At 65.1% G+C, this 24,122-nt stretch carries 16 protein-coding genes; 11 read left to right on the forward strand and 5 right to left on the reverse strand.

Features of this window, described 5'->3' with window-relative positions; genetic code table 11:
* Position 1: 1 nt before the first annotated feature.
* The 3 genes from ACQR10_RS15575 to ACQR10_RS15585 form a co-directional block, all read right to left on the reverse strand.
* On the reverse strand, positions 2-1,528 hold the full coding sequence (locus tag ACQR10_RS15575; protein ID WP_316216684.1) for a permease: 1,527 nt from the start codon (positions 1,526-1,528) through the stop codon (positions 2-4).
* Positions 1,525-2,274: an ABC transporter ATP-binding protein gene (locus tag ACQR10_RS15580; protein ID WP_316182836.1), complete on the reverse strand. Its 750-nt coding sequence runs from the start codon at positions 2,272-2,274 to the stop codon at positions 1,525-1,527. Before ACQR10_RS15580 ends, ACQR10_RS15575 begins: the two co-directional genes overlap by 4 nt.
* Positions 2,275-2,419: 145 nt before the next feature.
* Positions 2,420-3,175, reverse strand: coding sequence for a transglutaminase-like cysteine peptidase (locus ACQR10_RS15585; protein WP_316216683.1), 756 nt, complete (start codon positions 3,173-3,175; stop codon positions 2,420-2,422).
* Between the two features lie 606 nt (positions 3,176-3,781).
* Here ACQR10_RS15585 and ACQR10_RS15590 point away from each other — a divergent pair.
* Together ACQR10_RS15590 and ACQR10_RS15595 are read left to right on the forward strand one after the other, a co-directional pair.
* The gene (locus ACQR10_RS15590; protein WP_434911995.1) at positions 3,782-10,093 is read left to right on the forward strand and encodes an Npun_F0296 family exosortase-dependent surface protein; all 6,312 of its coding nucleotides are present in this window, start codon (positions 3,782-3,784) and stop codon (positions 10,091-10,093) included.
* A 47-nt stretch (positions 10,094-10,140) separates the two neighbouring features.
* Positions 10,141-12,366 carry a CHASE2 domain-containing protein gene (locus ACQR10_RS15595; protein WP_315805225.1) on the forward strand — a complete coding sequence of 742 codons (2,226 nt, stop codon included), beginning with the start codon at positions 10,141-10,143 and terminating at the stop codon, positions 12,364-12,366.
* Between the two features lie 59 nt (positions 12,367-12,425).
* Here ACQR10_RS15595 and ACQR10_RS15600 read toward each other — a convergent pair whose 3' ends face one another.
* A complete protein-coding gene (locus ACQR10_RS15600; RefSeq protein ID WP_315805224.1) occupies positions 12,426-12,821 on the reverse strand; it encodes a hypothetical protein in 396 nt (131 codons plus the stop codon).
* 81 nt (positions 12,822-12,902) lie between these two features.
* Between ACQR10_RS15600 and ACQR10_RS15605 the strand changes: the two genes are divergently transcribed.
* Positions 12,903-13,922, forward strand: coding sequence for a hypothetical protein (locus tag ACQR10_RS15605; RefSeq protein WP_316216681.1), 1,020 nt, complete (start codon positions 12,903-12,905; stop codon positions 13,920-13,922).
* An 82-nt stretch (positions 13,923-14,004) separates the two neighbouring features.
* Here ACQR10_RS15605 and ACQR10_RS15610 read toward each other — a convergent pair whose 3' ends face one another.
* The gene (locus tag ACQR10_RS15610; RefSeq protein WP_316216680.1) at positions 14,005-15,600 is read right to left on the reverse strand and encodes an ABC transporter substrate-binding protein; all 1,596 of its coding nucleotides are present in this window, start codon (positions 15,598-15,600) and stop codon (positions 14,005-14,007) included.
* Positions 15,601-15,846: 246 nt separating this feature from the next.
* On the opposite strand from ACQR10_RS15610, the gene ACQR10_RS15615 reads away from it, so the two are divergent.
* From ACQR10_RS15615 to ACQR10_RS15650, 8 genes are all read left to right on the forward strand, one after another.
* Positions 15,847-17,466 (forward strand): ABC transporter substrate-binding protein, encoded by a 1,620-nt coding sequence (locus ACQR10_RS15615; protein WP_316216679.1) that lies wholly within the window; start codon positions 15,847-15,849, stop codon positions 17,464-17,466.
* A 170-nt stretch (positions 17,467-17,636) separates the two neighbouring features.
* Entirely contained in the window at positions 17,637-18,590 is a 954-nt protein-coding gene (locus tag ACQR10_RS15620) for an ABC transporter permease (protein WP_434911996.1), read from the forward strand.
* A gap of 2 nt (positions 18,591-18,592) precedes the next feature.
* Positions 18,593-19,495: an ABC transporter permease gene (locus ACQR10_RS15625; protein WP_316216678.1), complete on the forward strand. Its 903-nt coding sequence runs from the start codon at positions 18,593-18,595 to the stop codon at positions 19,493-19,495.
* A gap of 223 nt (positions 19,496-19,718) precedes the next feature.
* A complete protein-coding gene (locus ACQR10_RS15630; protein ID WP_315805218.1) occupies positions 19,719-20,768 on the forward strand; it encodes an ABC transporter ATP-binding protein in 1,050 nt (349 codons plus the stop codon).
* A 29-nt stretch (positions 20,769-20,797) separates the two neighbouring features.
* Positions 20,798-20,995 carry a hypothetical protein gene (locus tag ACQR10_RS15635; protein WP_315805217.1) on the forward strand — a complete coding sequence of 66 codons (198 nt, stop codon included), beginning with the start codon at positions 20,798-20,800 and terminating at the stop codon, positions 20,993-20,995.
* The gene (locus tag ACQR10_RS15640) at positions 20,992-22,404 is read left to right on the forward strand and encodes an amidase (RefSeq protein ID WP_316216677.1); all 1,413 of its coding nucleotides are present in this window, start codon (positions 20,992-20,994) and stop codon (positions 22,402-22,404) included. The genes ACQR10_RS15635 and ACQR10_RS15640 overlap by 4 nt, the downstream gene beginning before the upstream one ends.
* 235 nt (positions 22,405-22,639) lie before the next feature.
* Positions 22,640-23,623 (forward strand): ABC transporter ATP-binding protein, encoded by a 984-nt coding sequence (locus tag ACQR10_RS15645; protein WP_316182844.1) that lies wholly within the window; start codon positions 22,640-22,642, stop codon positions 23,621-23,623.
* Positions 23,624-23,747: 124 nt separating this feature from the next.
* Positions 23,748-24,017 carry a GlsB/YeaQ/YmgE family stress response membrane protein gene (locus tag ACQR10_RS15650; protein ID WP_316182845.1) on the forward strand — a complete coding sequence of 90 codons (270 nt, stop codon included), beginning with the start codon at positions 23,748-23,750 and terminating at the stop codon, positions 24,015-24,017.
* The last annotated feature ends 105 nt before the right edge of the window (positions 24,018-24,122 follow it).

The following is a 24,122-nucleotide window of genomic DNA, read 5'->3' on the forward strand; positions in this document are numbered from 1 at the left end:
TTCAGGTCCGTGCCGGGCTCAGCTTCCAGGCCGCGAGCAAGAGGCCCGCGGTCATCAGGCCGCAGACGATCGCAGCCTCGGGCAGCGCGAGCGCCAGCGCCGCGGTCGCCGCCCAGCCGATCGAGGAGAAGGCCTCGGCAAAGGTCGCCAGCCGCGACGAGGTCTGGCGGCGCCGGAACTGGCTGCGCCGCGCCTGGATCCGGAACCAGAGCTGGATGGCCGTTGAGGAGACGGTCGCAACCAGAACGGCAACGGCTGTGACCACCGCCTGCGCCGGCGCGACCCAGCCGAGCGCGAGCACGAGAGGCGCAAAGATCATTGCGATCGTGATCAGCACGACCTCGACCTTGGCGCGCACGATGCGCGTCCCCGGCAGCGGCGCCGTCGCCACCAGTTCGGGCGCGTCCTCGCCGGAGATGGTGAGCCAAGCGAGGCCGCCCGCGAGCTGGCCCGCCGCCATCACGACGACCGGCGTGATCAGGAACACCGCCTGCGAGCTGTCGGAGTAGCTGCGCCACAGCAGCAGCGCCGGAGGCACCAGATAGAGCAGTTGCATCAGCGTCTGCGAGATCAGCCAGGGATCGCGCCGCAGCAGCATGAACTCCTTGCGCCGCAGCGCCTGCTGCCGCGAGCCGCCGCGAAACGACCTGACGCGTGCGCCGGCGCGGCTGGAGATGCCCTGGGCCGCGGCGCTGATCGCGGTGTCGGCGAAGCGCGGCGAGAACACGATCATGACGACACCGAGCAGCAACAGTCCGGCGGCCAGCAGGATCAGGAGCGCCTGACCGTCGCCGAGCGCGGCGCGGGCCGGCAGCCAGACAAGACTGTCGGGATCGGGCGCGATGGCGGCCGCGGCATCCGAGGTGAGGACGGCGAAGCGCGACAGCGTGCCATAGGACACGATCGCCGCGATCTGCAGCACGATGACGAAGCCGGCACCGATCACGGCCGCCAGGATCTGGGCGACCAGCCGCGTCCGCGCCGGACCAATGAGGCGGAACAGGACGATCGTGATGGCGATGGCGATCGCCGCCGCCGACAGGCCGACGGCCGCGACCACGACGAACGCGGCGAGCCAGCGGGCGCCACCCTCGATCAGCAGCACGTCGACGAAGGGGGTCGCGAGCAGCAGCGCCATGCTGGTCACGGAGAGTGCGATCGCCGCGATCCGGACGGAGAAGATCTCGGCCAGCCGCACCGGCGACGACATGATGAGATCGAGGTCGGCTCGGGCGTAGAACACGCGGGTGACAGACTCGATCGCCTGCGACAGCATCAAGGCCCAGGACAGCATGATGGTCGCGGTGATGACGATCAGCGCGGTCTTGTCGAGCGGCGGCGCGAGATCGGCGTAGCGGCCGACCACGACCCAGGCCGGCAGATGCATGAGGGCGCCGAACAGCACGAGACCGATGATGGCGGCCCGCGTGCGGCGCCGCCGGCCGGCCGTGATCATGCCGAGCCATTCCCGCCAGGCGAGCCGGAGCTCGTGACGGGCGAACCAGGCGAGCGTCGCCGCCCGCGTCATGCCGCGGACTCGACGTCGACCAGCGCGATGAACAGCTCCTCCAGGCTGGTGTCGGTGCGCCCGTTCTGCTGGCGGAGCTCGGCGAGCGTGCCCTCGGCGACGACGCGTCCGGCGGCGATGACGCCAATCCGGTCGGCCATGCGCTCGGCGACTTCGAGAATGTGCGTGGTCATGATCACCGTGCCGCCGCGGCGGACGCGCTCGGCCAGCAGGCCCTTGACGTGCCGCGCCGACACCGCGTCCAGGCCGGTCAGCGGCTCGTCCAGGATGATCAGCCGCGGGTCGTGGATCAGCGCGCCGGCGAGCGCCACCTTCTGGCGCATGCCCTTGGAGAAGCCTTCGCAGCGCTCGTGCAGATGCGGCTCCAGCCCGAGCGAGACCAGAAGCTCGGTTGCCGCCTCACCTGATCTCGCGGGATCGATGCCCCACAGTCCGGCGACGAATTCGAGATATTCGAGCGGCGTGAGCTTGTCGTAGATCATGGGCTCGTCGGAGACCCAGGCCATCACCTGCTTGGCCGCGATCGGGTCGCGCAGCGCGTCGATGCCGAAGATCTCGATCCGCCCGGCATCCGGCCGCAGCAGGCCCGCGACCATGCGCAGCGTGGTCGTCTTGCCGGCGCCGTTCGGGCCGACCAGTGCGTAGAATTCACCCGAGCGCACCACGAGGTCGAGCGCATCGACCGCCGGCCGCTCGAAACATTTCGTCAGTCCTCGCACGGCGAGGGCGGGGCTGCCTGGGATCATGACGGCACTATCGCCTCGTTCGGTTGGCGTCTGCAATGTGGATGCAACTCGTTGCGGCGTGGTGAACGGACCAGCGGTGCCGACCGGTTCCGCGCTCCCGCCGTGGTCCTGCGCCATTGGAGAGCTGCACCGCTGCGGGCGATGGTCAATGGTTCACGGAACCCGTGCTCTCAGGCGACAGCACCCGGGCCTCTGCCATCAGCGGCAAGGCCTGATACCGGGAGATGCCGGTCTCGTCGATCACGAACAGCGGCCGAACCTGCCGCGCGTCGCTGTCCTGGACCATTGCCATGCGCTGATTGTCGAGCATGAGCCAGCGCCCGTCGAGGCGCGCGGCCGCGACGGCGTGATCTTCGCCGCGGACGACGTCGTGCAGGATCACGATCCGCAGATCGTCGGCGGCAATGCCGGCCATCTGAAGCGCGACGAACTTGGCGATCGCGTAGTCCTCACAGTCGCCGGCCCGGTGCTCGAACGTCACAAGAGGAGAGGCCCAGACATCCATCTGGCCATATTGAGCGAGGTCGCTGGCGGGGCGGATGGCCAGGTTGATCGCGCGATTGATCTGGCCGAGCCGTGCCCGCCCCTCGCGGAGACGGCCCTGATCGATGATCGTGAGCAGGCTGAGGGCGGCGGGGGAAACGCAGCGCTCGCGGTCGCCATCGCACAGCGCAAGCTGCACGCGCTCGTCCTCGAGCTTGCGCGCGAGCGCCAGCCACTTGTCGCGCAACGCGCCGGCATCGAGGACCACCCGCGGCAGGGCGAAAGGCTCCGCATCCTCGATGGCGGCGAGCCCCAATGGCCGCGCGGCAGGACCGGCGCTCGCCGGACTGCCGATCCACATGGCGGCGCTGGCGGCCGCGGCCGCCAGCGATGCGCGCATCAGCGCGAGAAAATTCATGTGACGCCCCGTGCCCGGATCTCGGTCGGCGCGATGCAGCGCCTGACGGAACCGGATGCTTGTTGGCGGTCAGCATGGATGTGGAGGCTTGGCCTCTGCTTAAAACCGGCACGCGGGCGATCAAATCGCAGGATTTACGCTGAACGTTGTGTTGCTCCGATGCGACAAATCCTAGCGAAAGCTGAGCGATGGTCGCGAAGGTCGGAAGGGTTCGCGGTGAAGTTGTGCTTTGAACTCAGCCGCCGCTCCCGCCAAATTGATGCAATTCGTCGATTCTTGTTCTCCCACCCACAGTCCTGCACTTGAAATCCGTTGTCAGGGGTAAGCCGGTGCGGATGTCGATGTCGGCAAAGGTATTGGCTGGTCTATGAATACTTGGAATTACTTCTATTTTCTGGAGAGACATGAATTTTGACTTGGCCGGTTCCGCCCGGAGCCAGCTGTAAAGAGGGCAGAAACTCGACAACATCGTAGCGATCCCGCGGAAGCCGCCGTTTTTGGCCACCTGAAGCACAAGCTGAAGGTGGTTCCGCCAGACACTTGCCAGTGATATGCACGCCTTGAACACTCATTCTTATGTATTCATTAACCATAGTCGGTGGCCCCGTGAATTACGCTGGCAATTCTGACGCCGCGCTTTTCTCCGACGGCCGGGGCGCCTCCTCGCACGGTCACGTGCGGCTGGAGGCGCCGCACGCCCATGCGCCGACGGACGCGATCGTCGTTCCGGACGCGCATTTTCTGTTCAACGCCGATTTCAAGCGGTCCGGCCTCGACCTGATCCTCTCGTCCGATGGGCGCGAGATGGTGCTGCCGGACTATTTCAAGGGCGAGAAACGGGCGCCCCTGGCGTCACCCGATGGTGCGCATCTGACCGGCGACCTCGTCAATGCGCTCTCCGGCGCGGTGCAGGTCAGCCAGGCCGGGGCGGCTGCGAGTGTGAGCAAGGTCATCGGCCATGTGACCAAGCTGCAGGGCACCGCGACGGTCATCCGCAACGGCGTTTCGATTCTCCTGCACAACGGCGACAACGTCGAGAAGGGCGACGTCGTCCAGTCCGGATCGGATTCGACGCTCGGCATCACCTTCATCGACGGCACCGTGTTCGGCCTGTCGTCCAATGCGCGGATGGTGCTGAATGAGATGGTGTACGACCCCAACGGGTCGAACAATTCCTCGCTGATCAGCCTCGTCGCCGGCACGATCTCGTTCGTGGCCGGCGAGACCGCCAAGCACGGCGACATGAAGGTCGACACGCCCGTGGCGACCATGGGCATTCGCGGCACGGCGGTGCTGGTCGAGATCGATTTCACAGTGCCGGGGCAGGGCAGTCTGCCCGATGCCAAGTTCCAGGTGCTGGTCGAGCCGGACGGCCACACCGGCTCCTACGTCCTGTTCGACAAGACGACGCTGCAGCCGATCGCTGTGGTGAATCAGGCCGGACAGCAGATCCAGATCAGCAACGGAATCGTGAATCAGAGCGCTGTCCCGCTCACGCCGGACATCCAGAAGCTCATCAACGACGTCTTCTCGATCAAGTTCACCGACAACACCAATCCGAAGTCGAACACCCACTTCACCGATATCGGGGTGCCGCAGACGCTGACGCCGCTGACCTTGCCCAACGGCACCAGCGCAACGCCGGTGGTTCGCGTGGTCGACGACTCCGGCCCGACGACCGGGAGTGGCCAGACCGGCGAGCAGCCGTCGCACATCCCAGGTCCGCCGGACGTCAGGATTCTCGATGCTGGCGGCCGGCTGACGACGGCCTTCGGATTGATGGAGCGTGCCGGTCAGACCGGGAACGGCACCGATCTCGACACCGTTCTCAGCCGCATCAATTTCGTCGACATCAACGGCATCGACCGGCCGACGGTGTCGGTGAGCTTCAAGTCCTATGCCTACAAGAGCGCGCAGCAGACTGATGTCACGGGCTCGTTGAACGCCCTGCAACTGCAGGACGTCATGGCGACGGCCGTGAAGATCGCGGTCACGCCCGATCCGAACAACAAGAACTATGGCACGGCGACGCTGACCTATAGCGTTCCCGACAACTACTTCGACTTTCTCGCGGCAGGCGAGACGCTCACGCTGACCTACCTCGTACGCGTCGACAACAATTTCGCGCCGTCCAATGAATTCACCGTGGTGCCGATCACGATCACGGTGACGGGCACCAATGACAAGCCCGAGATCGTCGCAACCGTGCAGACGATCGCGTTCGAGGGCGGCACCAGCGTGCCCGGCGGGCCGCTGACCTCGGACGATCCGACCTCGGGCACGCTGACCTTCAAGGATGTCGACCTCACCGACAGCCATACCGTCTCGGCCAAGCTGACCGGCGCGGTTCTGGAAGGCGGCGGCAGCATTCCGCCGGCCCCACTGGCGCTGTTCGAACAGGCGCTGACGGCATCACTGGCCTCCGACAGCACCGGGAGCGGCACCGGCAAGATCAATTGGAGCTTCGCCAACCTGCCGGTCTATGTCGCGGATTTCATCCCCGCAGGCCAGACGCTGACGCTCACCTACACGGTGACCGTGACGGACTCGCAAGGCGCGACATCGACGCAGACGGTCACGGTCACGATCACCGGCACCGACGATCCGGCGGTGGTCTGGATTGCCACGACGCAGCCTGGCGAGAGCAGCGGCGGGCAGGTTCATCTGTGGAGCGACGGCGCGAACTGGGCAACCGGTCTGGCTCCGACCGCCGATGATGACGTCATCATCATCACCGATCAGCTGCACGGCCTGACGCCGGCCTTCCCGGTGACGATCGATGACGGCGCCTACGCCTCCGCCAAATCGGTCACGCTGAATGACTTTGGCGGCGGCGCCGTCCCCGAACTCGACAATCACGGCTTGCTGACGATCGGCGGCGCGCTGACGGCAAAGGCCGACTCTCGAATCGTTAACTTCTCGGGCGCCACGATTACGGTGAATGGTTCGGCGCAGATGCTGGACCAGAGCGAGCTGCACAATGCCGGCGCTGTGGTGCTGGATGGCGGCGGCGTATTCGGGGCTGCGGCCAGCATCATCAACACCGGGACGGTCGAGCTGTCGGCTGGCACGCTGACCGTGCATGGCAACGTCGCGAATGCCGATCAGGACAGCTCCGGCTTGATCAGGGTCGACCTGGGCGCCACCCTGACACTCGACGGCGGCAGCATCGACGGCGGCACCATCCTGATCGATGGCGTGCCGATCGTTCAGAATATCGGCACGCTGGACGAAGGTGGGCAGACGCCACCGCAAGCCAACGGCCTGCTCGCCCTGAAAGACGGGGCCGAGATCAGCAATGGCGAACTGACCAATTTCGGCACGATCGATGTGTCTGGCGCCGGAAATGCCATCTCGAACGAGATCGTCACGAACGCCGGCGTGATCGACATCAAGCCGGATGGCGCGCTCGCGCTCGACGACGACACCAGCGTCGACAATACCGACGGTACGATCACGGTCGAAGACGGCGCGACGCTGACCCTCTCGCAGGCGCGCATCAGCGGCGGCACGCTGACCAATGAGTCCGGTGGAACCGTCGCCCTGACCGGCGCAGCCGCGCTGATCGGCGGCACGCTCGACAATTCCGGCATCGTCGCCGTGTCCGGCAGCGGCAATACGTTCGAAGACGAGACGATCACGAATGCGAGCGCCGCCGCGATCACCATTGCGGTGAGCAGCGCGTTGTCTCTGTCCGGCACGAGCATCGCCGGCGGCACTATCAGCAACGACGGGACGGTCTCCGTCGATGGCGACAGCACGATCGACGGCAGCGCCGTCGCGGGCGGCGCGCTATTGATCGGCGAGACCGGTCCGCTCGCGGAGATGACGGCCATCCTCACCGTCCAGGGTGGCGCGTCGTTGACCGGCGTCGACGTCACGATCGGCGACGGGTCGAGGCTCGAGGTCGCCGCAGAGGAGAGCGCCAACCTGGTCGGCGTCACCGTCGACAATTTCGGCACGGTCCAGGTGGACGAAGCCGCGCTGCTGCTGATCGAGCACAGCACGATCACCGGCGGCGATCTCATCAACCACGGCATCGTGCATGTCGAGACCGAGGCGGCGACCACCTTCGACAATGTCACCATCGATAACACCAATGGTCAGATCATCATCGATGAGGATGGTACGGTCCCGGTGGAATCGACCCTGGTGCTCGATGGGAGCACGACTCTCACCGGCGGCACGTTGGAAATCCGGATCGCCGGCACGCTGGAGATCGCCGGCCATGACGTGGTGACCTTGGCGGGCATGGAGGTCGCCAACGTCGGCAAAATGACCGTCGATCTCGGCGCGATCCTCGATCTCGCCGGCACCACGGTGAGCGGTGATGGCAAGCTCTATATCTATGGGGCGATCACGGCGAGCGGCACGAGTGGACTCAGCGGAACGATCTACAACGACGGCACGATCGAGATCACGGCCGGGACGTTCGAGATCAACGGCGATGTCACCGGCTCGGGACTGATCAAGGTCGATGCCGGCGCGACGCTGACCGTCGATGGCCACGTCGATCAGGTCATCGACTTCAGCAGCAAAGGGAGCAGCGAGATTGTCATCGACGACGCCAGCTTCTCCGCCAAACTCGCCGGCCTCGGAGCAGACGACAAGATCGATCTGCAGACAATCAAATGGAGTGACGCGACGACGGCGTCCTATGATGCTGACACGGGCGTGCTCACCGTCATCGACGGCGAAGGGCACAGCATCGCTCTGACCCTCGTCGGCGATTTCAGCGACTTGCATTTCGCCGGCAGCAAAGACGCCAATGGCGGGACGTTGATCACGGTGACGGCCAAGGACGACGTGCCGGTGGTTACAGATCCCGGCAAGCCGGGTGCGTTGACCGAAACGGGGGCTCAGACGGGCTCGTCTGATCAGCAAAGCGTCACCGGGACCATTCATTTCAGCGACGTTGACCTTACCGATCGCCCGACAGCGTCGATCCTGCCTCATGCGCAGAGCGTGACATGGGTCGCGGCCGATGGGCACACCGACTTGTCCAGCCAGCTCACGCCGGAGCAGATCGCCGCGTTCGAGCAGGCGCTGCAACTGAGCCAGGGCGGCAATGCCAACAATGGCAAGGTCGGCTGGACCTATGCCATCGCCGACGGCAAGCTCGATTTTCTTGGCGCCGGGCAGACCATCAAGGTCACCACCACGGTGACGCTCGACGATCATCATGAAGGCGGGACCGCGACGTCGACGATCGTCGTCACCATCACGGGCGCCAACGATCTGCCGGTCGTGACGAGCGATGCGCAGGCGGCCGTCATCGCGGAGCGCACGGCCAAGTCAGGATCGGACCTGCCCGACACCGCGAGCGGCACCATCACTTTCACGGACGCTGATATCACCGACACGCATGTCCTGAAGGTGATCGGCGACGTCGCGACCTCGGGTAACGACGGCGGCCTGCCGTCGGACATGTCCGTGCTCAAGAGCTGGCTGTCGCTCGGCGCGCTCACCGAATCCGGCAAGGGTGCGGGGTCGCAGGCCTGGAGCTTCGCTGCTGGCGACAAGGCGTTCGACTACCTCGGCGTCGGCCAGCATGTGACGCTGACCTACATGGTTGCCATCGATGACGGCCATGGCGGCGTGGCCGAGGTGCCCGTCACCATCACCGTCAATGGTGCCGAGGATGCGCCCGTCATCACCGGTGAGACGAACCCGCCGGTCCAGACTGTCATCTTGGCAGAGCAGGCGAGGGTGCTGGCGAGCTCCGCCAAAACGAATACGGAGGGCATGCCCACCGAGACGTTCGATCACGTGTCGGAAGGCGCGATCTCCGACAATGGACGCGGCCACGGCAGCTTCTACAGCCAGGCGCTGCACGCGACGTTCACGGCCTCCGGCAATGCGGGAATCGTGCACGGCTCGTCGCCGGTATCCGCGGCGCCCTACATGGTCGACGGGGCGGACAAGACCAACTATCTCAGCATCGGCAGCCAAGCCCAGGAGACGATCACCTTCGACAGCGTCAAGAACAGCTTCGGGCTGTATTGGGGGTCGGTCGACAGCTACAACAGCATCTCGTTCTACAACGGCAACAAGCTGGTGGCGTCCTACTCGGGCAGCGACGTCGCGCCGCTGCTCGCCAATGGCGGGCAGGCGTCGCTGGCCTCGAACGGCTATGTCGAGTTTCTCGGGCTGTCGCCGTTCAACAAGGTGGTGCTCGCCAGCAGCCAGAATGCGTTCGAGCTCGACAACGTCTCGGCGGGCACCATCGCCGATCAGCCGGTGAAATCGGCGAGCGACATGTCCGGCACCTTGACGGTGCTCGACAAGGATGTCGGCGACACGCTGACCGCTTCGGTGCACGACAATGGCGTGATCAAATACAATGGCTCTCTCAGCCTGCCCTCGAATGCCCATGTCCAGGCGCTGGCCGATGCCCACGCGATCACCTTCGACAGCGCGACATCCGATGGCGGTGCCGATGTCCTGCACTGGACGTATCATCCGGCCGACGTGAACCTGGATTTCCTCAATCCCGGCGACACGCTGACCGTGACCTATCAGGCGGAGGTCAGCGACGGCCACGGCGGCACTGCGAGCAAGGCACTGACCGTCACGTTGGCCGGCAACAGCGCCTCGACGATCAACGGCACCGATCAGAACGACAATTTCGTCAATGTCGGCGGCGGTGTCACGATCTTCGGCAAGGGCGGTAACGACACCTTCGTCTTCAATCCGCATTTCGGCAGCGCCACGATCGGCGATTTCGATCTCAACAAGGACATCGTCGAGCTCGATCATTCGCTGTTCGCCAGCGTGGACGCGATGGTGGCCGCCGCGCAGTCGGCCAACAACGGCCACGACACCGTCATCACCGATGCGGCGCATGATACGCTCACGCTCAAGGGCGTGACGCTGGATCAATTCAAGGCGCATCACGACGGCTTTCACCTGGTCTGAGTCCGCGGCGTTCGGGCTGCAGGCCACGGTGTGATATCGGTTGCTGCATGAAGCGATTGAGAGCAGTTCCCCGGTGGTTTGCACGCAGGTTTGGCTATGCGCGCCTGATCTGCCTGCTGCTGCTGGTCGCGTTCGCGGCGCTGCGCGTCGCTGATCCGGCCCTGGTGCAGGAGTTGCGTCTTCGCACCTTCGATAATTTCCAGGCGCTCAGTCCGCGGCCCAAGACGGTTCGCCCGGTCACCATTGTCGACATCGACGAGAAGAGCCTCGCTGATCCCAAGCTCGGCCAGTGGCCATGGCCGCGGACGCGCATCGCCGAGATCATCGAGAAACTGACCCAGCTCGGCGCCCTTGTCATCGCCTTCGACGTCGTGTTTGCCGAGCCCGACCGGCTCAATCCGGCTATCGCGGCGGATACCTTCCCCGGTCTGGATGAGGTGACACGTGAGAAGCTGAAGGCGTTGCCGTCAAACGATCAGGTGTTCGCCGAGACCTTGCGAAGATCGCGCATCGTGCTCGGTGAGACGGCCAGCCTCGAGAAGCGCACCGATCTGGACAAGACACTGCCCGTGACCGGCTTTGCGATGCTGGGTGACCCGATCCCGTTCATGGAGCCGTTTCCTGGGCTGCTGCGCAACGTGCCGGTGATCGAGCATGCGGCGGCGGGGCGTGGCCTGTTTACGATCCCGCCCGAGCGCGACGGCATCATCCGCCGGGTGCCGATGATCATGCGGGCACAGGACGTCACGATGCTGGCGCTGAGCTTCGAGATGCTGCGGGTTCTGACCGCCACGGACACGGTGTTCGTCAAGGCTGAGGAGGGCGGCATCACCAGCCTTGGCCTGCGTGGGTTTCAGATTCCGACCGACGGCAACGGCAAGATCTGGGTGCACTACGCCAATCATGATCCATCCATCTATGTCTCTGCCATCGACGTGCTCGAGGGCCGCGTGTCACCGGAGAAGATTGCGCGGAAGCTGATCCTGATAGGCCCGTCCGCCATCGGGTTGAACGACATCAAGACCACTCCGGTGTACTCGGCCATGCCGGGCGTCGAGGTACACGCCCAGGTGCTGGAGTCGGTGCTGACAGGCTCAATTCTGACACGGCCTTATTGGGGCGTTGTGGTCGAGTTCCTTGGGGCCGTCCTGCTCGGTTTTCTCGTCATTGTGTTCGCGCCGCAGCTCGGCGCCATCACCCTGGTGATGGTTGGGGGACTGTTCGCGAGCGCGCTGCTCGGCCTCTCCTGGTACTTCTACACCCAGCACCGGCTGATGATCGACTTCACCTATCCGATGCTGTCGACAACCGCGGTCTACCTGACGCTGATCTTCGCCAATTTCGTCCGCGAGCAGGAGCAGCGCCGGCAGATGCGCTCCGTGTTCGGGCAATATCTGTCGCCCGTTCTGGTCGAGCAGTTGGCGGACTCGCCGCCCAAGCTCGGCGGCGAGGAGCGCGAGATCACAGTCATGTTCTCGGACGTGCGCGGTTTCACCACGATCTCGGAGAGCTACAAGCACGATCCGCAAGGCTTGACCCAGCTCATGAACCGGTTCCTGACGCCGCTCACCGACGCCATCATCGCCCGCAAGGGCTATGTCGACAAATATATGGGTGACGCCATCATGGCGTTCTGGAACGCGCCGCTCGCCGACAAGGACCATCAGATCAACGCCTGCGAAGCCGCGCTCGACATGCTCGACCGGATCGATCGGGTGAACGGCGAGCGCGAGCAGGAGGCCGCGCATGGCGGCCACGTCTACATTCCGCTCAAGGTCGGCATCGGCCTCAACACCGGCATCGGCGTGGTCGGCAACATGGGCTCCGATCTGAAGTTCAACTATTCGGCGCTCGGCGACAGCGTCAACCTCGCCTCCCGCCTCGAAGGACAATCCAAGGAATACGGCTTCCCGATCATCGTCGGCTCGGCGACGGCCATGGCAGTCAAGGACAGGCTCGCCATCCTCGAGCTTGACTTCATCATGGTGAAGGGCAAGACCGAGCCGGAGGTGATCTATGCCATCACCGGCCGCGAGGACGTGATGCATTCCGAGCGCTTCCAGCTGCTGCGCAACCTCACCATCGAGATGCTGGCCGCCTATCGCAACTGCGACTGGGACGAGGCGCTGGCTGCAATCGAACGAGGGCGGAGGAAGGACGAGGCGAAGGAGCTGGCTAAGCTCTACGATCTCTACGAGGCGCGCATCCGCCACTATCGGGTCGATCCGCCGCCCGAGGATTGGAACGGCGCCTACGCGCTGTTGACGAAGTAGCAATCCGTCGAAGGATGGACCCGGCCGCGCTGACGGGCATGGCGCGGCGACGATGGTAATCAATTGCAGATCACATAGGCCGAATAGGGCGGGCAACGCGTGCTGCGTTTCTCAGTGCCGGGAGCGTGGCGGGCGGGACGCGACGGCGGAAGGCTCCGTTTGATACGCGGTGGCTTGCCTCCCTCGTGCGCCAGCGGCGATGGCGCGACGACGTTGCCAGGCTTCGTGGAGGATGTCTGCGCGTCCACCACCGCGATGTTGCCGGCAAGCGCGAGCGTGACGACAACGAGTTTGACTGAACGAAAGCGCCTCCGGCGCTGCAGGATCGGCACGGCGTCGGCGCGATCCAGCAGATGTCGAGCGCTTGGCGTTTGTTGCGCGGCTGCAACAGCGGGATAGGAAAGATTCGGGAGCATGTGCGTCGGATTGTACTCGTTATAGACGTGCAATACCATAATGAACCACTTAAGGTGGCAAAATGCTGCAAATGGGGGGCATTGATGCAGTCTTTCGAGGATACAAGTGCGGCTGCTCCAATGAAGGAGAAGCCGGCATGGGGGCCAGTCAAGCGTTTCGCTCCGCCATATCGTTTCACTCGGCCACACTGGGGCAGCCTCATCGCGGCGGCAGCGTGTGTGCTTGGGGCCAGCGGGGTGTCCGCTGCGGATCTTCCGGTCAAGGCGCCGCCGGCGCCGGTTTCGCTGTGGGAGTTCGAGGTCGGCGCTCGCTATTTCTACAGTTCGGGCCGTACCCGTTACACGCTGGGTGATCCTTTCGTCGCAGGCCAGATCAATTCCCAGCTGACCTACAAGAATCTCAACAGCCATGCCGGCGAAGGCTTCGCCAGGGTCGATCACAATGTCGGCTTCTTCGCCAAGGGCTTTGCTGGCGGCGGAAACATCTTCAGCGGCACGCTCAACGACGAAGACTATCCGCCGGCAGTCATTCCATACTCAAACACGGTCAGCGACGTGAACAGCGGCAGGCTGTGGTACGGCACGATCGACGCCGGCTACAATTTCTGGAGAGGGCCTGCGTTCAAGGTCGGCGCCTTCATCGGCTACAACCATTTCTATGAGACCGTCAACGCGTACGGATGTACTCAGGTCGCGACCAACCCGTTCATCTGTGGTCTCGCTCCGGTTGCCGGAGGCGTGCTGGTGCTCAGCAAGACCGAGAACTGGGACTCGCTTCGCTTGGGGTTGAACGGCGTCTTCCATCTGGGTCAGAACTGGAACGTCACCCTCGATGGCGCCGTTCTGCCCTATGTCCGGCTGAGCGGGTTCGACAATCATTGGCTGCGGCCCGACATCAATCCGCTTCCGCAGTCCGGAAACGGCTGGGGCTATCAGCTCGAAGGTATCGTGTCTTACGACGTGACGAGAAACTTCAGCGTCGGTCTCGGGGGGCGCTATTGGTACGCTCGGACGACATCCGGGACCACGCAATTCCCGGGCGTCCCGGGATCGCCCACGACATTCAGCTACGAGCGGTACGGCGGCTTTCTCCAAGCATCATACAAATTTGACTCGGGCGCGTTCGTCGTCGGCAAATGACATATTGGCTGTTGTGCTGAAGAAGAAGCCCGGCAGACGGCCGGGCTTCTTTGCGAGTGCGACGGCAACCGGCGCCGAACCGCTACTCCACGCCGATCGTGGTCAGGTCCTGGAACCAGTGCTGGGCCTGCACGAACTTCTTCACTTTGGGCGACAGCGCGTGCGGGTTGGTGTCATGGACGACCCACACCAGCGCGGCATCGTCGACGACCAGCGCATGCGCCTGTGCGATCAGCTCGTCCTGCTTCGCCGGATCGAAGGTCTGCTTCGCCTCGCTGATCAGCGCATCGACCTTCGGGTTCTTGTAGCCGCCCCAGTTGACGCCGGTGGGCGCGATCTGGTCGGAGGCGAAGAAGCGCACGATCGCGTAGAGCGGATCGGAGGTCACATAGGCGATGTTGTTGGCGGTGATGCCGGCGTTCATCTCGTCGGCGGCGCCCTTGCGCCAATGCGTGTACAGCGTCTCCAGCTCGACGACCTTGAAGTCGATGTCGATGCCGATCTCCTTGAAGCTCTGCTGCAGATATTCGTTCATCGGCAGCGACAGCATCTGGCCCGTGCCGCCCTGTGCGATGATGAAGGTCGTCTTCAGCGGTTTGTCCTTGGAGTAGCCGGCATCCTCGACCAGCTTCTTTGCTGCGGCGAGATCATATTTCAGGTCGAAGGTGGGCTTGCCGAACCACGGGCTCGACGGGTCGACCTGGCCCTTGGCGGGCTTCGCCAGGCCGTTCATCAGACCGACCACCTCGTCGCGATTGATCGCGAGGTTGAGCGCCTTGCGCAGCCGGATGTCGGTCCAGGGCGATCCCGGCAGCACGCTGAGATGATAGTTCCAGACGTGCGGCGTGACGTTGTCGACCAGCTTCATGCCGGCGGCCTTGAGCTGCGGCACGGCGTCGGGCGCCGGCGTTTCGATCAGATCGACTTGGCCGGCCAGCAGCGCGTTGGTGCGCGTCAGCGCCTCGGGCATCGGCACCAGCACGAGCTTGTCCGTCTTCGGGATGCGATCCTTGTTCCAATATTCGGAATTCTTCGTGAGCTCGGCCAACTCGCGCGGCACCAGCTTGGTCAGCTTGAATGGACCGGTGCCCGAGGGCTGGCTGGCGAACTTGTCCCAGTCCTTGCCGAGCTTCTCGTATTGCGCCGGGCTCGAAATCAGGAACCACAGCATCTGATAGGGGAAGAACGAGTCGACCGTCTTGGTCGTGATCTCCACTGTGGAGTCGTCGATCTTGGCGTAGCTCGCCACCGACGGAAGCCGCGTCTTCACCTGCGCGCTCTGCCGCTTGTCGAACTGAAGTGCCTTATCGTTGAGCACCTTGTCCAGATTCCAGATCACCGCGTCGGCATTGAAGTCGCTGCCGTCGTGGAACTTGACGCCCTTGCGCAGGGTGAAGCGCCACTTCGTCCTGTCGGCGTCGTCGACCTTCCATTCGCTGGCGAGGCCCGGAACGAGCCTGCCCGGTTTGTCGGCGACGCTCATGTCCCAGGCCACTAGCGGATCATAGATCGTGTAGCCGGTAAACTGATAGGCGCCGGCGCCGCGATCGGGCTGGCCCGTCGTCAGCGGAATGTCCGCCATCGAGATGCCGTAACGCAGGACGGTTTCGGCGCGCGCGGCAACCATGGAGAGGCCGAGGGCAAGCGCCGTGGCGAGCAGGGACAATCTAGTACGCATCAGGATGAAGCTCCGTGGGACCCGGATCAAATTCAATGCCAAAATCCTGCAATCCGGGTGCCAAAGCTCAAAACGGATCATTTGAGTACAAACGTTGTGACCTCGCGTCGCAGGGCGACGGTCCGGCGCAGCGCTGGCATAGCCGTTGCATAACGCTGCACAGAATTTAGCCAGCTGATCGGAGATAAGATCGTGCTCTCGCGTATTGCGACTTCAATCGACAAACATGCAGCCGTTGCGGCCGCGATGATGACGACCGTAGCGGTCCTCGCGCTACCGGCAACGGCCGGCGCGGAATCGGTGCTGCGCATCGGCATGACTGCGGCAGACATTCCGCGCACGCTCGGCCAGCCCGATCAGGGCTTCGAGGGCAACCGCTTCACCGGCCTCACGATGTACGACGCGCTGACGATGTGGGACCTGTCGTCGGCGGAGAAGCCGAGCGTCGTCATCCCCGGCCTCGCCAGCGAGTGGAAGGTCGACGATGCCGACAAGACCAAGTGGACGTTCAAGCTGCGTCCCGGCGTCACCTTCCATGACGGCGCGCCGTTCAATGCCGACGCCGTGGTGTGGAACGTCGAGAAGGTGCTGAAGCAGGACGCGCCGCAGTTCGATCCGAGCCAGGTCGGCGTCACCGCCTCGCGCATGCCGACGTTGGCGTCGGCGCGCAAGATCGATGATCTCACTGTCGAGCTGACGACCAAGGAGCCGGACAGCTTCCTGCCGATCAACCTCACCAATCTGTTCATGGCGAGCCCGACGAAGTGGCAGAAGCTCTATGAGTCCGCGACCGGCGCCGACGACAAGGCGAAGTCGCAAGCCGCCTGGGCCGCCTTCGCCAAGGACGCCTCAGGCACCGGTCCGTGGAAGATGGCGAAGTTCACGCCACGCGAGCGGCTGGAGCTCGTCAGGAACGAGGCCTACTGGGACAAGGCACGCATTCCCAAGTCCGACAAGATGATCCTGCTGCCGATGCCGGAGGCGAACGCGCGCACCGCGGCGCTGCTGTCCGGCCAGGTCGACTGGGTCGAGGCGCCGGCGCCTGATGCGCTGCCCGAAATCAAGCAGCGCGGCTTCAAGCTCTACGCCAATGAGCAGCCGCATGTCTGGCCGTGGCAGTTCTCGCGCATCGAAGGCTCGCCGTGGAACGACATCCGCGTCCGCAAAGCCGCCAATCTCTGCGTCGATCGCGAGGGTCTGCGCGACGGGCTGCTTGCCGGCCTGATGGTGCCGGCGACCGGCACGTTCGAGAAGGGCCATCCCTGGCGCGGCAACGTCACCTTCGAGATCAAATACGACAAGGCGGCCGCGCAGAAGCTGATGCAGGAGGCGGGCTTCGGGCCGAACAAGAAGCTCGAGGTCAAGATCCAGACCTCGGCGTCGGGCTCGGGCCAGATGCAGCCGCTGCCGATGAACGAATACCTGCAGCAGGCGCTGGCGGAGTGCTATTTCGACGTCAAGCTCGACGTCATCGAGTGGAATACGCTGTTCACCAACTGGCGGCGCGGCGCTAAGGATCCGTCCGCCAACGGCGCCAACGCCACCAACGTGACCTATGCTGCGATGGATCCGTTCTTCGCGCTGGTGCGCTTCCTGCAGTCGTCGATGGCGCCTCCCGTCTCCAACAATTGGGGCTTCATCAACAATCCGAAGTTCGATGAGCTGGTGAAGAAGGCGCGCCAGACCTTCGATCCGGCCGAGCGCGACAAGGCGCTGGCGGAGCTGCATGCGGCTTCGGTCGATGACGCCGCGTTCCTCTACGTGGCGCATGACGTCGGTCCGCGCGCGATGAGCCCGAAGGTGAAAGGCGTGGTTCAGCCGAAGAGCTGGTTCATCGACTTCTCGCCGATCTCGGTGGAGCCGTAAGCATCCACCATCTACACTTCGTCATGGCCGGGCTTGACCCGGCCATCCATGCTTGACCCGCGGAGGCAGCGGTGTGGATGCCCGGGCCTTCGCCGCGCCGAAGCGGCTTCGGCCGCGCAGGCGGGTCAAGCCCGGGCATGACGATCGATAGACTTTCAGTAAGGTGACTCGTGCTTTCTTATGCTGCCCGGCGGATGGTCTATGCGATCCCGATCATCATCGGCGTCGCGCTCGTCTGCTTCATGCTTGTTCACATCACGCCCGGTGACCCGCTCGTCGCGGTGCTGCCGGCCGACGCGTCGCAGGAGCTCGCGCAGCAGCTGCGCGTCGCCTACGGCTTCGACAAGCCGCTGCCGGTGCAGTTCGGGCTGTGGCTGTGGCGCGCCGTCAATGGCGATCTCGGCAGCTCGATCGCGGCCGGCCGGCCCGTGCTCGCCGAGGTGCTGCGCGCGGTGTCCAACACCGTGACCCTGGCGATCGCCGCGGCCATCATCGGCTTCTCGCTCGGCCTGTTTTTCGGCCTCGTCGCTGGCTATTTCCGCGACAGCTGGATCGACAAGGTCGCGACCTCGATCGCGATCGCCGGCGTGTCGGTGCCGCATTACTGGCTCGGCATGGTGCTTGTCATCATCTTCTCGGTCGAGCTGAACTGGCTGCCCGCGGTCGGCGCCGGTCCGTCCGGTTCGGGCGCATGGTCGTGGGACTGGGCCCATATCCGCTTCCTGGTCCTGCCCGCGATCACAACATCGGTGATTCCGATGGGCATCATCACCCGCACCGTGCGCGCGCTGACCGGCGACATCCTCAGCCAGGATTTCGTCGAGGCGTTGCGCGCGAAGGGCCTGCGCGAAACCCAGGTGTTCCGCCATGTGCTGAAGAACGCCGCGCCGACCGCGCTGGCGGTCATGGGCCTGCAGCTCGGCTACATGCTGGGCGGCTCGATCCTGATCGAGACGGTCTTCTCTTGGCCCGGCTCGGGCCTGCTGTTGAACTCGGCGATCTTCCAGCGTGACCTTCCGCTCTTGCAGGGCACGATCCTGGTGCTGGCGATGTTCTTCGTCATCCTCAATCTCGTGGTCGACATCGCGCAGGCCGCGATCGATCCGCGCATCAAGCGAGGCTAACGATGAGCGTCAGTCCCCCCGGCGCCATCGACGACGCCTCGCTGCAGGCCGCGCCGGTCGCGAACGCACGCGGCTATTGGGCGACCGTCGGTCGCCGGATCGTCCGCGACAAGGTCAGCATGGTCTGCGTCGCGATCCTGCTGCTGATCTTTCTCTCGGCGCTATCAGCGCCCTATCTGCATCTCGCCGATCCCTATCAGGGCTCGATGATCCGGCGCCTGCGCCACATCGGCACGCCGAACTATCTGCTCGGCACCGACGAGCTGGGACGCGACATGCTGGCGCGGCTGATCTATGGCGGCCGGCTGTCGCTGCTGATCGGCATGTCGCCGGTCATTCTCGCGTTCGGCATCGGCACCATGCTGGGCCTCGTCGCCGGCTATGTCGGCGGCTGGGTCAACACCGCGATCATGCGCACCATCGACGTGTTCTACGCGTTCCCCTCGGTGCTGCTGGCGATCGCGATCTCCGGCGCGCTCGGCGCCGGCATCACCAACTCCATCGTCTCCTTGACCATCGTGTTCGTGCCGCAGATCACCCGCGTCGCCGAGAGCGTCACCACGGGCGTGCGAAACCGCGACTTTGTCGAGGCTGCGCGGGCCTCCGGCGCGAATGCCTTCACGATCATGCGCGCGCACATGCTCGGCAATGTGCTCGGGCCGATCTTCGTCTACGCGACCGGCCTGATCTCGGTGTCGATGATCCTCGCCGCCGGTCTCTCCTTCCTCGGTCTCGGCACCAAGCCGCCGGAGCCGGAATGGGGCCTGATGCTGAACACGCTGCGCACCGCGATCTACGTCAATCCCTGGGTGGCGGCGCTGCCCGGCGTGATGATCTTCGCGGTCTCGATCTGCTTCAATCTGCTGAGCGACGGCCTGCGCAGTGCGATGGATATCCGGAGCTGATGGGCATGGCCATTTTAAACAACGGTCGAAACGCATCGGCAGTGCACCTCTCCCCGCCTGCGGGGAGAGGTCGGATCGCATCGCAAGATGCGATCCGGGTGAGGGGGTACAGGTCTCACCACATACACCTCCCGTGCGGCTGCCCCTCACCCCAACCCTCTCCCCGTAAGAACGGGGAGAGGGAGCGCAGCGGCATCTGCCGCACCTACCTGGGTCTATCGCTATGAGTGAAGCAACAGCCGTCATGGGTCTTGCCCCGATCGAGGATCTCGGCGGCAAGGCGCAGCCATTGCTGCGCGTTGATGGGCTCACGAAACACTTCCCGGTGCGCGGTGGCCTGTTCGGCGCGCGCAAGACGGTGCGCGCGGTCGATGATGTCTCGTTCGCGATCGGCAAGGGCGAGACGGTCGGCATCGTCGGCGAGTCCGGCTGTGGCAAGTCGACGACGGCGCGGCTCCTGATGCATCTGATGGACCGCGATGCCGGCGAGATCATCTTCGACGGCCGGCAGGTCGGCCAAGAGATGTCCCTGCGCGAGCTGCGCCGCGGCATGCAGATGGTGTTCCAGGACTCCTATGCTTCGCTCAATCCGCGACTGACGATCGAGGAGTCGATCGCGTTCGGGCCGAAGGTGCACGGCATGGCGGATGGCGCGGCGCGCGCGCTTGCCCGCGATCTGCTCGGCAAGGTCGGGCTGCGGCCCGAAACCTTCGCCAACCGCTATCCGCACGAGATCTCCGGCGGCCAGCGCCAGCGTGTCAACATCGCGCGCGCGCTGGCTCTCTCGCCACGGCTCGTCATCCTCGACGAGGCGGTGTCGGCGCTCGACAAGTCGGTCGAGGCGCAGGTGCTGAACCTGCTGATGGACTTGAAACGCGAGTTCGGCTTGACCTATCTATTCATCAGCCACGACCTCAACGTCATCAACTACATCTCCGACCGCGTGCTGGTGATGTATCTCGGCGAGGTCGTCGAGCTCGGCCCGGTCGAGCAGGTCTGGGCCAAGCCGGCGCATCCCTATACACGGGCGCTGCTGGCGGCGATGCCGTCCTCCGATCCCGACAGGCGCACGGAGGTGCCGCCGCTGTCCGGGGATCCGCCCAATCCGATCGATCCGCCCGCCGGCTGCCGCTTCCACACCCGCTGTCCATTTGCCGAGGCGCCATGCGCGAATGTCGCGCCAAGGTTGACGGAGCTGGATACAATGGGCCATCAGGCCGCCTGCCACATGGCGATCCCCGGCTCGGGACACAGCCGGGCGCCGGCCGCCTGACGAGCGGACACCAGCAGCGAGAAGCGTCAATGACCAGACCCACGCCCCAGCAAGTCCAAGCCATCGCGGAGGCCTCCGGCCTGCCCGTCGACAAGGAGGTTGCGACCCGGATCGCCGACTCGATCGGACCGGCCTTCGACAACTTCGCGGCCGTTGCCGGCACCCTGCCGTTCGACCTGGAGCCGGCGAGCTACGTCGTGGCGCAGACGCTTAAGGTGGGCCGATGAGCACCGAACCTGCCTTGATGACTCTGATGGACGTCGCGAAGGCGATCGCGGACAGGAAGCTCTCTTCGGTCGAGGTGACGCGCTCCTGTCTGCATCGCATTGCGCAGTGGCAGCCGAAGCTGAACGCCTTCATGGCGATCGAGTCCGAGCCGGCGCTGAAGGCCGCCGCCGAGGCCGATGCCGCGCTTGCCAAGGACGGCCCCAAGGGGCCGCTGCACGGCGTTCCGCTCGCGCACAAGGACATGTATTACGAGGCCGGCCACATCTCGACCTGCGGCTCGCTGATCCGGCGCGACTTCGTCGCAACGACGACCTCGACCGCGCTGCAGCGGCTGAAGGATGCCGGTTCGATCCGGCTCGGCACCTTGCAGATGGCCGAATTCGCCTACGGCCCGACCGGGCACAACGCGCATTATGGTCCGGTGCACAATCCCTGGAAGCTCGGCTACGTCACCGGCGGCTCGTCGTCCGGCTCCGGCTCGGCGGTCGGCGCGCGCCTGACCTTCGCGGCGCTCGGCTCCGACACCGGCGGCTCGATCCGCATGCCCGCGAATTTCTGCGGCGTCACCGGCCTGAAGGTGACCTGGGGCCGCGTCAGCCGCGCCGGTGCGATGCCGCTGTCGCAATCGCTCGACACGGTCGGGCCGCTGGCGCAGACGGCGGAGGATTGTGCCCTGATTCTCGGGCTGATGGCTGGTCCCGATCCCGAGGATCCCACCGCCAGCGCGGCGCCCGTGTCGGACTATGTCGCCGCCACCCAGGCCTCGATCAAGGGTCTCAGGATCGGCGTGCCCAAGGCGTTCTATGTCGACGACCTCGATCCTGAGGTGGCGCGCTGTCTCGATGCGACGATCGCGGTGCTGAAGACCGAGGGCGCCGATGTGGTTCAGGTCGAGCTGCCGGATCAGCGCCAGCTCACCGCAGCCTGCCAGCTCGTGCTCGCGGTCGAAGCGGCGGCCTTCCATAAGCGCTGGATGATCGAGCGTCCGCAGGACTATGGCCCGCAGGTGCTGATGCGGCTGCAGAACGCTCTGGCCGTCTCCGGCGTCGCCTATCTCGAAGCGTTGCGCTGGCGCGGTGCGGCCCTGGCGGCGCATGTCGCGGCAACCTCCGGCGTCGATGCCGTGATCGCGCCGGTGTCGCCGCTGGTGACGCCGTCGATCGCCGACAGCGATGTCGGCGGCGCGCCCGGCGCGGAAGCCGTGATCCAGCGCATCACCCGCTTCACGCGCCCGGTGAACTATCTCGGCCTGCCGTCGCTGGCGATCCCGACCGGCTTCACGTCGACGGGACTTCCGGTCGGCATGCAATTGATCGGCCGCTCCTTCGATGAAGCCACCATCCTGACCATCGGCGCCGCGTTCCAGCGCGCGACGGATTTCCACGCCAGGGTGCCGACGCTGCCATGAAGCGTAGCGCTCGCTCTTCACATTCGGTGTCGTCCCGGCCAAGCCTGACGTCGCGCAGCGACGGCAGGCGCAGAGCCGGGATCCATAGCCACCGGCCGTCGTTTTGCGATGGCTCGGAGTGGCGATGGTGCCGCAATTGTGGATCGGGAGTATGGGTCCCGGGTCGGCGCGCGACGGCGCGTTGCGCCGCCGTGCTTGCCCGGGACGACACCGAGTTTGTCAGGATCAGATTGCCATGACCAACCTCGTCGAGATCGACAACCTCACCATCCGCTTCACCGGCGAGCGCACCGTGCATGCGGTGAACGATGTCAGCCTGTCGCTCGGCGATGGCGAGGTGCTCGGGCTGCTCGGCGAGTCCGGCTCGGGCAAGAGCGTGACGATGCGGGCGCTGATGCGGTTGTTGCCGAAGAAGCGCACGCAGATCGCAGGCCACGTCAAGGTGCTGGGCCGCGACGTGCTGGCGATGAGCGATGACGAGCTGTCGCAGTTTCGCGGCCGCTCGGTGTCGATGATCTTCCAGGAGCCGGGGCTGGCGCTCGATCCGGTCTATACGATCGGCCGGCAGATCGCCGAGACCGTGATGCGCCACGAGGGCAAGAGCTACGCGGAAGCCTCCGCGCGGGCGCTGGAGATGCTCGACGTCGTCCGCATTCCCTCGGCCAAGCGGCGGCTGGAGTCCTACCCGCACGAGATGTCCGGCGGCATGCGGCAGCGCGCGATGATCGCGCTGGCGCTTGCGTGCCGGCCGAAGGTGCTGCTCGCCGACGAGCCCACCACCGCGCTCGACGCCACTGTCCAGATCCAGATCCTGCTGCTGCTGCGCGAGCTGCAGCGCGAGTTCGGCATGTCCGTCATCTTCGTCACCCACGACATCGGCGTCGCCATCGAGATCTGCGACCGCGTTGCCGTGATGTATGCCGGAGAGATCGTCGAGCAGGGCAGCTTGCGCGATATCGTCCGTCAGCCCGTGCACCCCTATGCCCGGGGCCTGCTGGCTTCGACCATTCACGGCGCAAAACGCGGCGAGCGGCTGCAGACCATCCCGGGCACGCCGCCCTCGCTCGACCAGGCGCCGCGGAGCTGCTCGTTCGCACCGCGCTGCGGCCTGGCGCAGCCGCGCTGCGCGGAGGCGCCGCCGCCGAACGTCGCGCTCGGCCCGCAGCGGCTGGCGCGCTGCATCCTCGCCGAAGCTTCGGCAGGTGTGGCGGCAACGTAACGGTTGGCCCGAAACGCTCCATTCCCAGGCCGGAACTGTGCATCGCGTGTCGAAGCGTCGCGGTCGCCTCGCTAAGGTGCGGCAATGCGCGCCCTCGATCGGCCGCGCCGGTTGAGGACATGCCATGCACGTATCGAACGAAGGTATCTTGGTCATCCTGTTTGTCGGTCTGATCGCTGGCTGGCTGGCTGGCAAGATCGTCCGCGGCACCGGCTTCGGCCTGGTCGGCGACATCGTGATCGGGGTGCTCGGCGCCTTGGTCGCGAGCCTGATCTTCCCGCGGCTCGGAATCCGGATCGGGACCGGCCTCGTCTCAGAAATCGTCTATTCCGCGCTCGGCGCCATCATTCTCCTGCTGGTGGTGCGGCTGGTGCGGACCGGCGGGCGGCTCTAGGGCTCGCGATCCTGCGCGGCTGAACGTTTGCACCGGGCTATGCGACATACCCGAACACATCACTAATTTACGCTAAAGTGAGCATCGTTGGACGCTCACCGCGGG

Origin of the sequence: Bradyrhizobium sp. HKCCYLRH2060 (assembly GCF_051168135.1) — a bacterium.
Classification (GTDB): Bacteria; Pseudomonadota; Alphaproteobacteria; order Rhizobiales; family Xanthobacteraceae; genus Bradyrhizobium.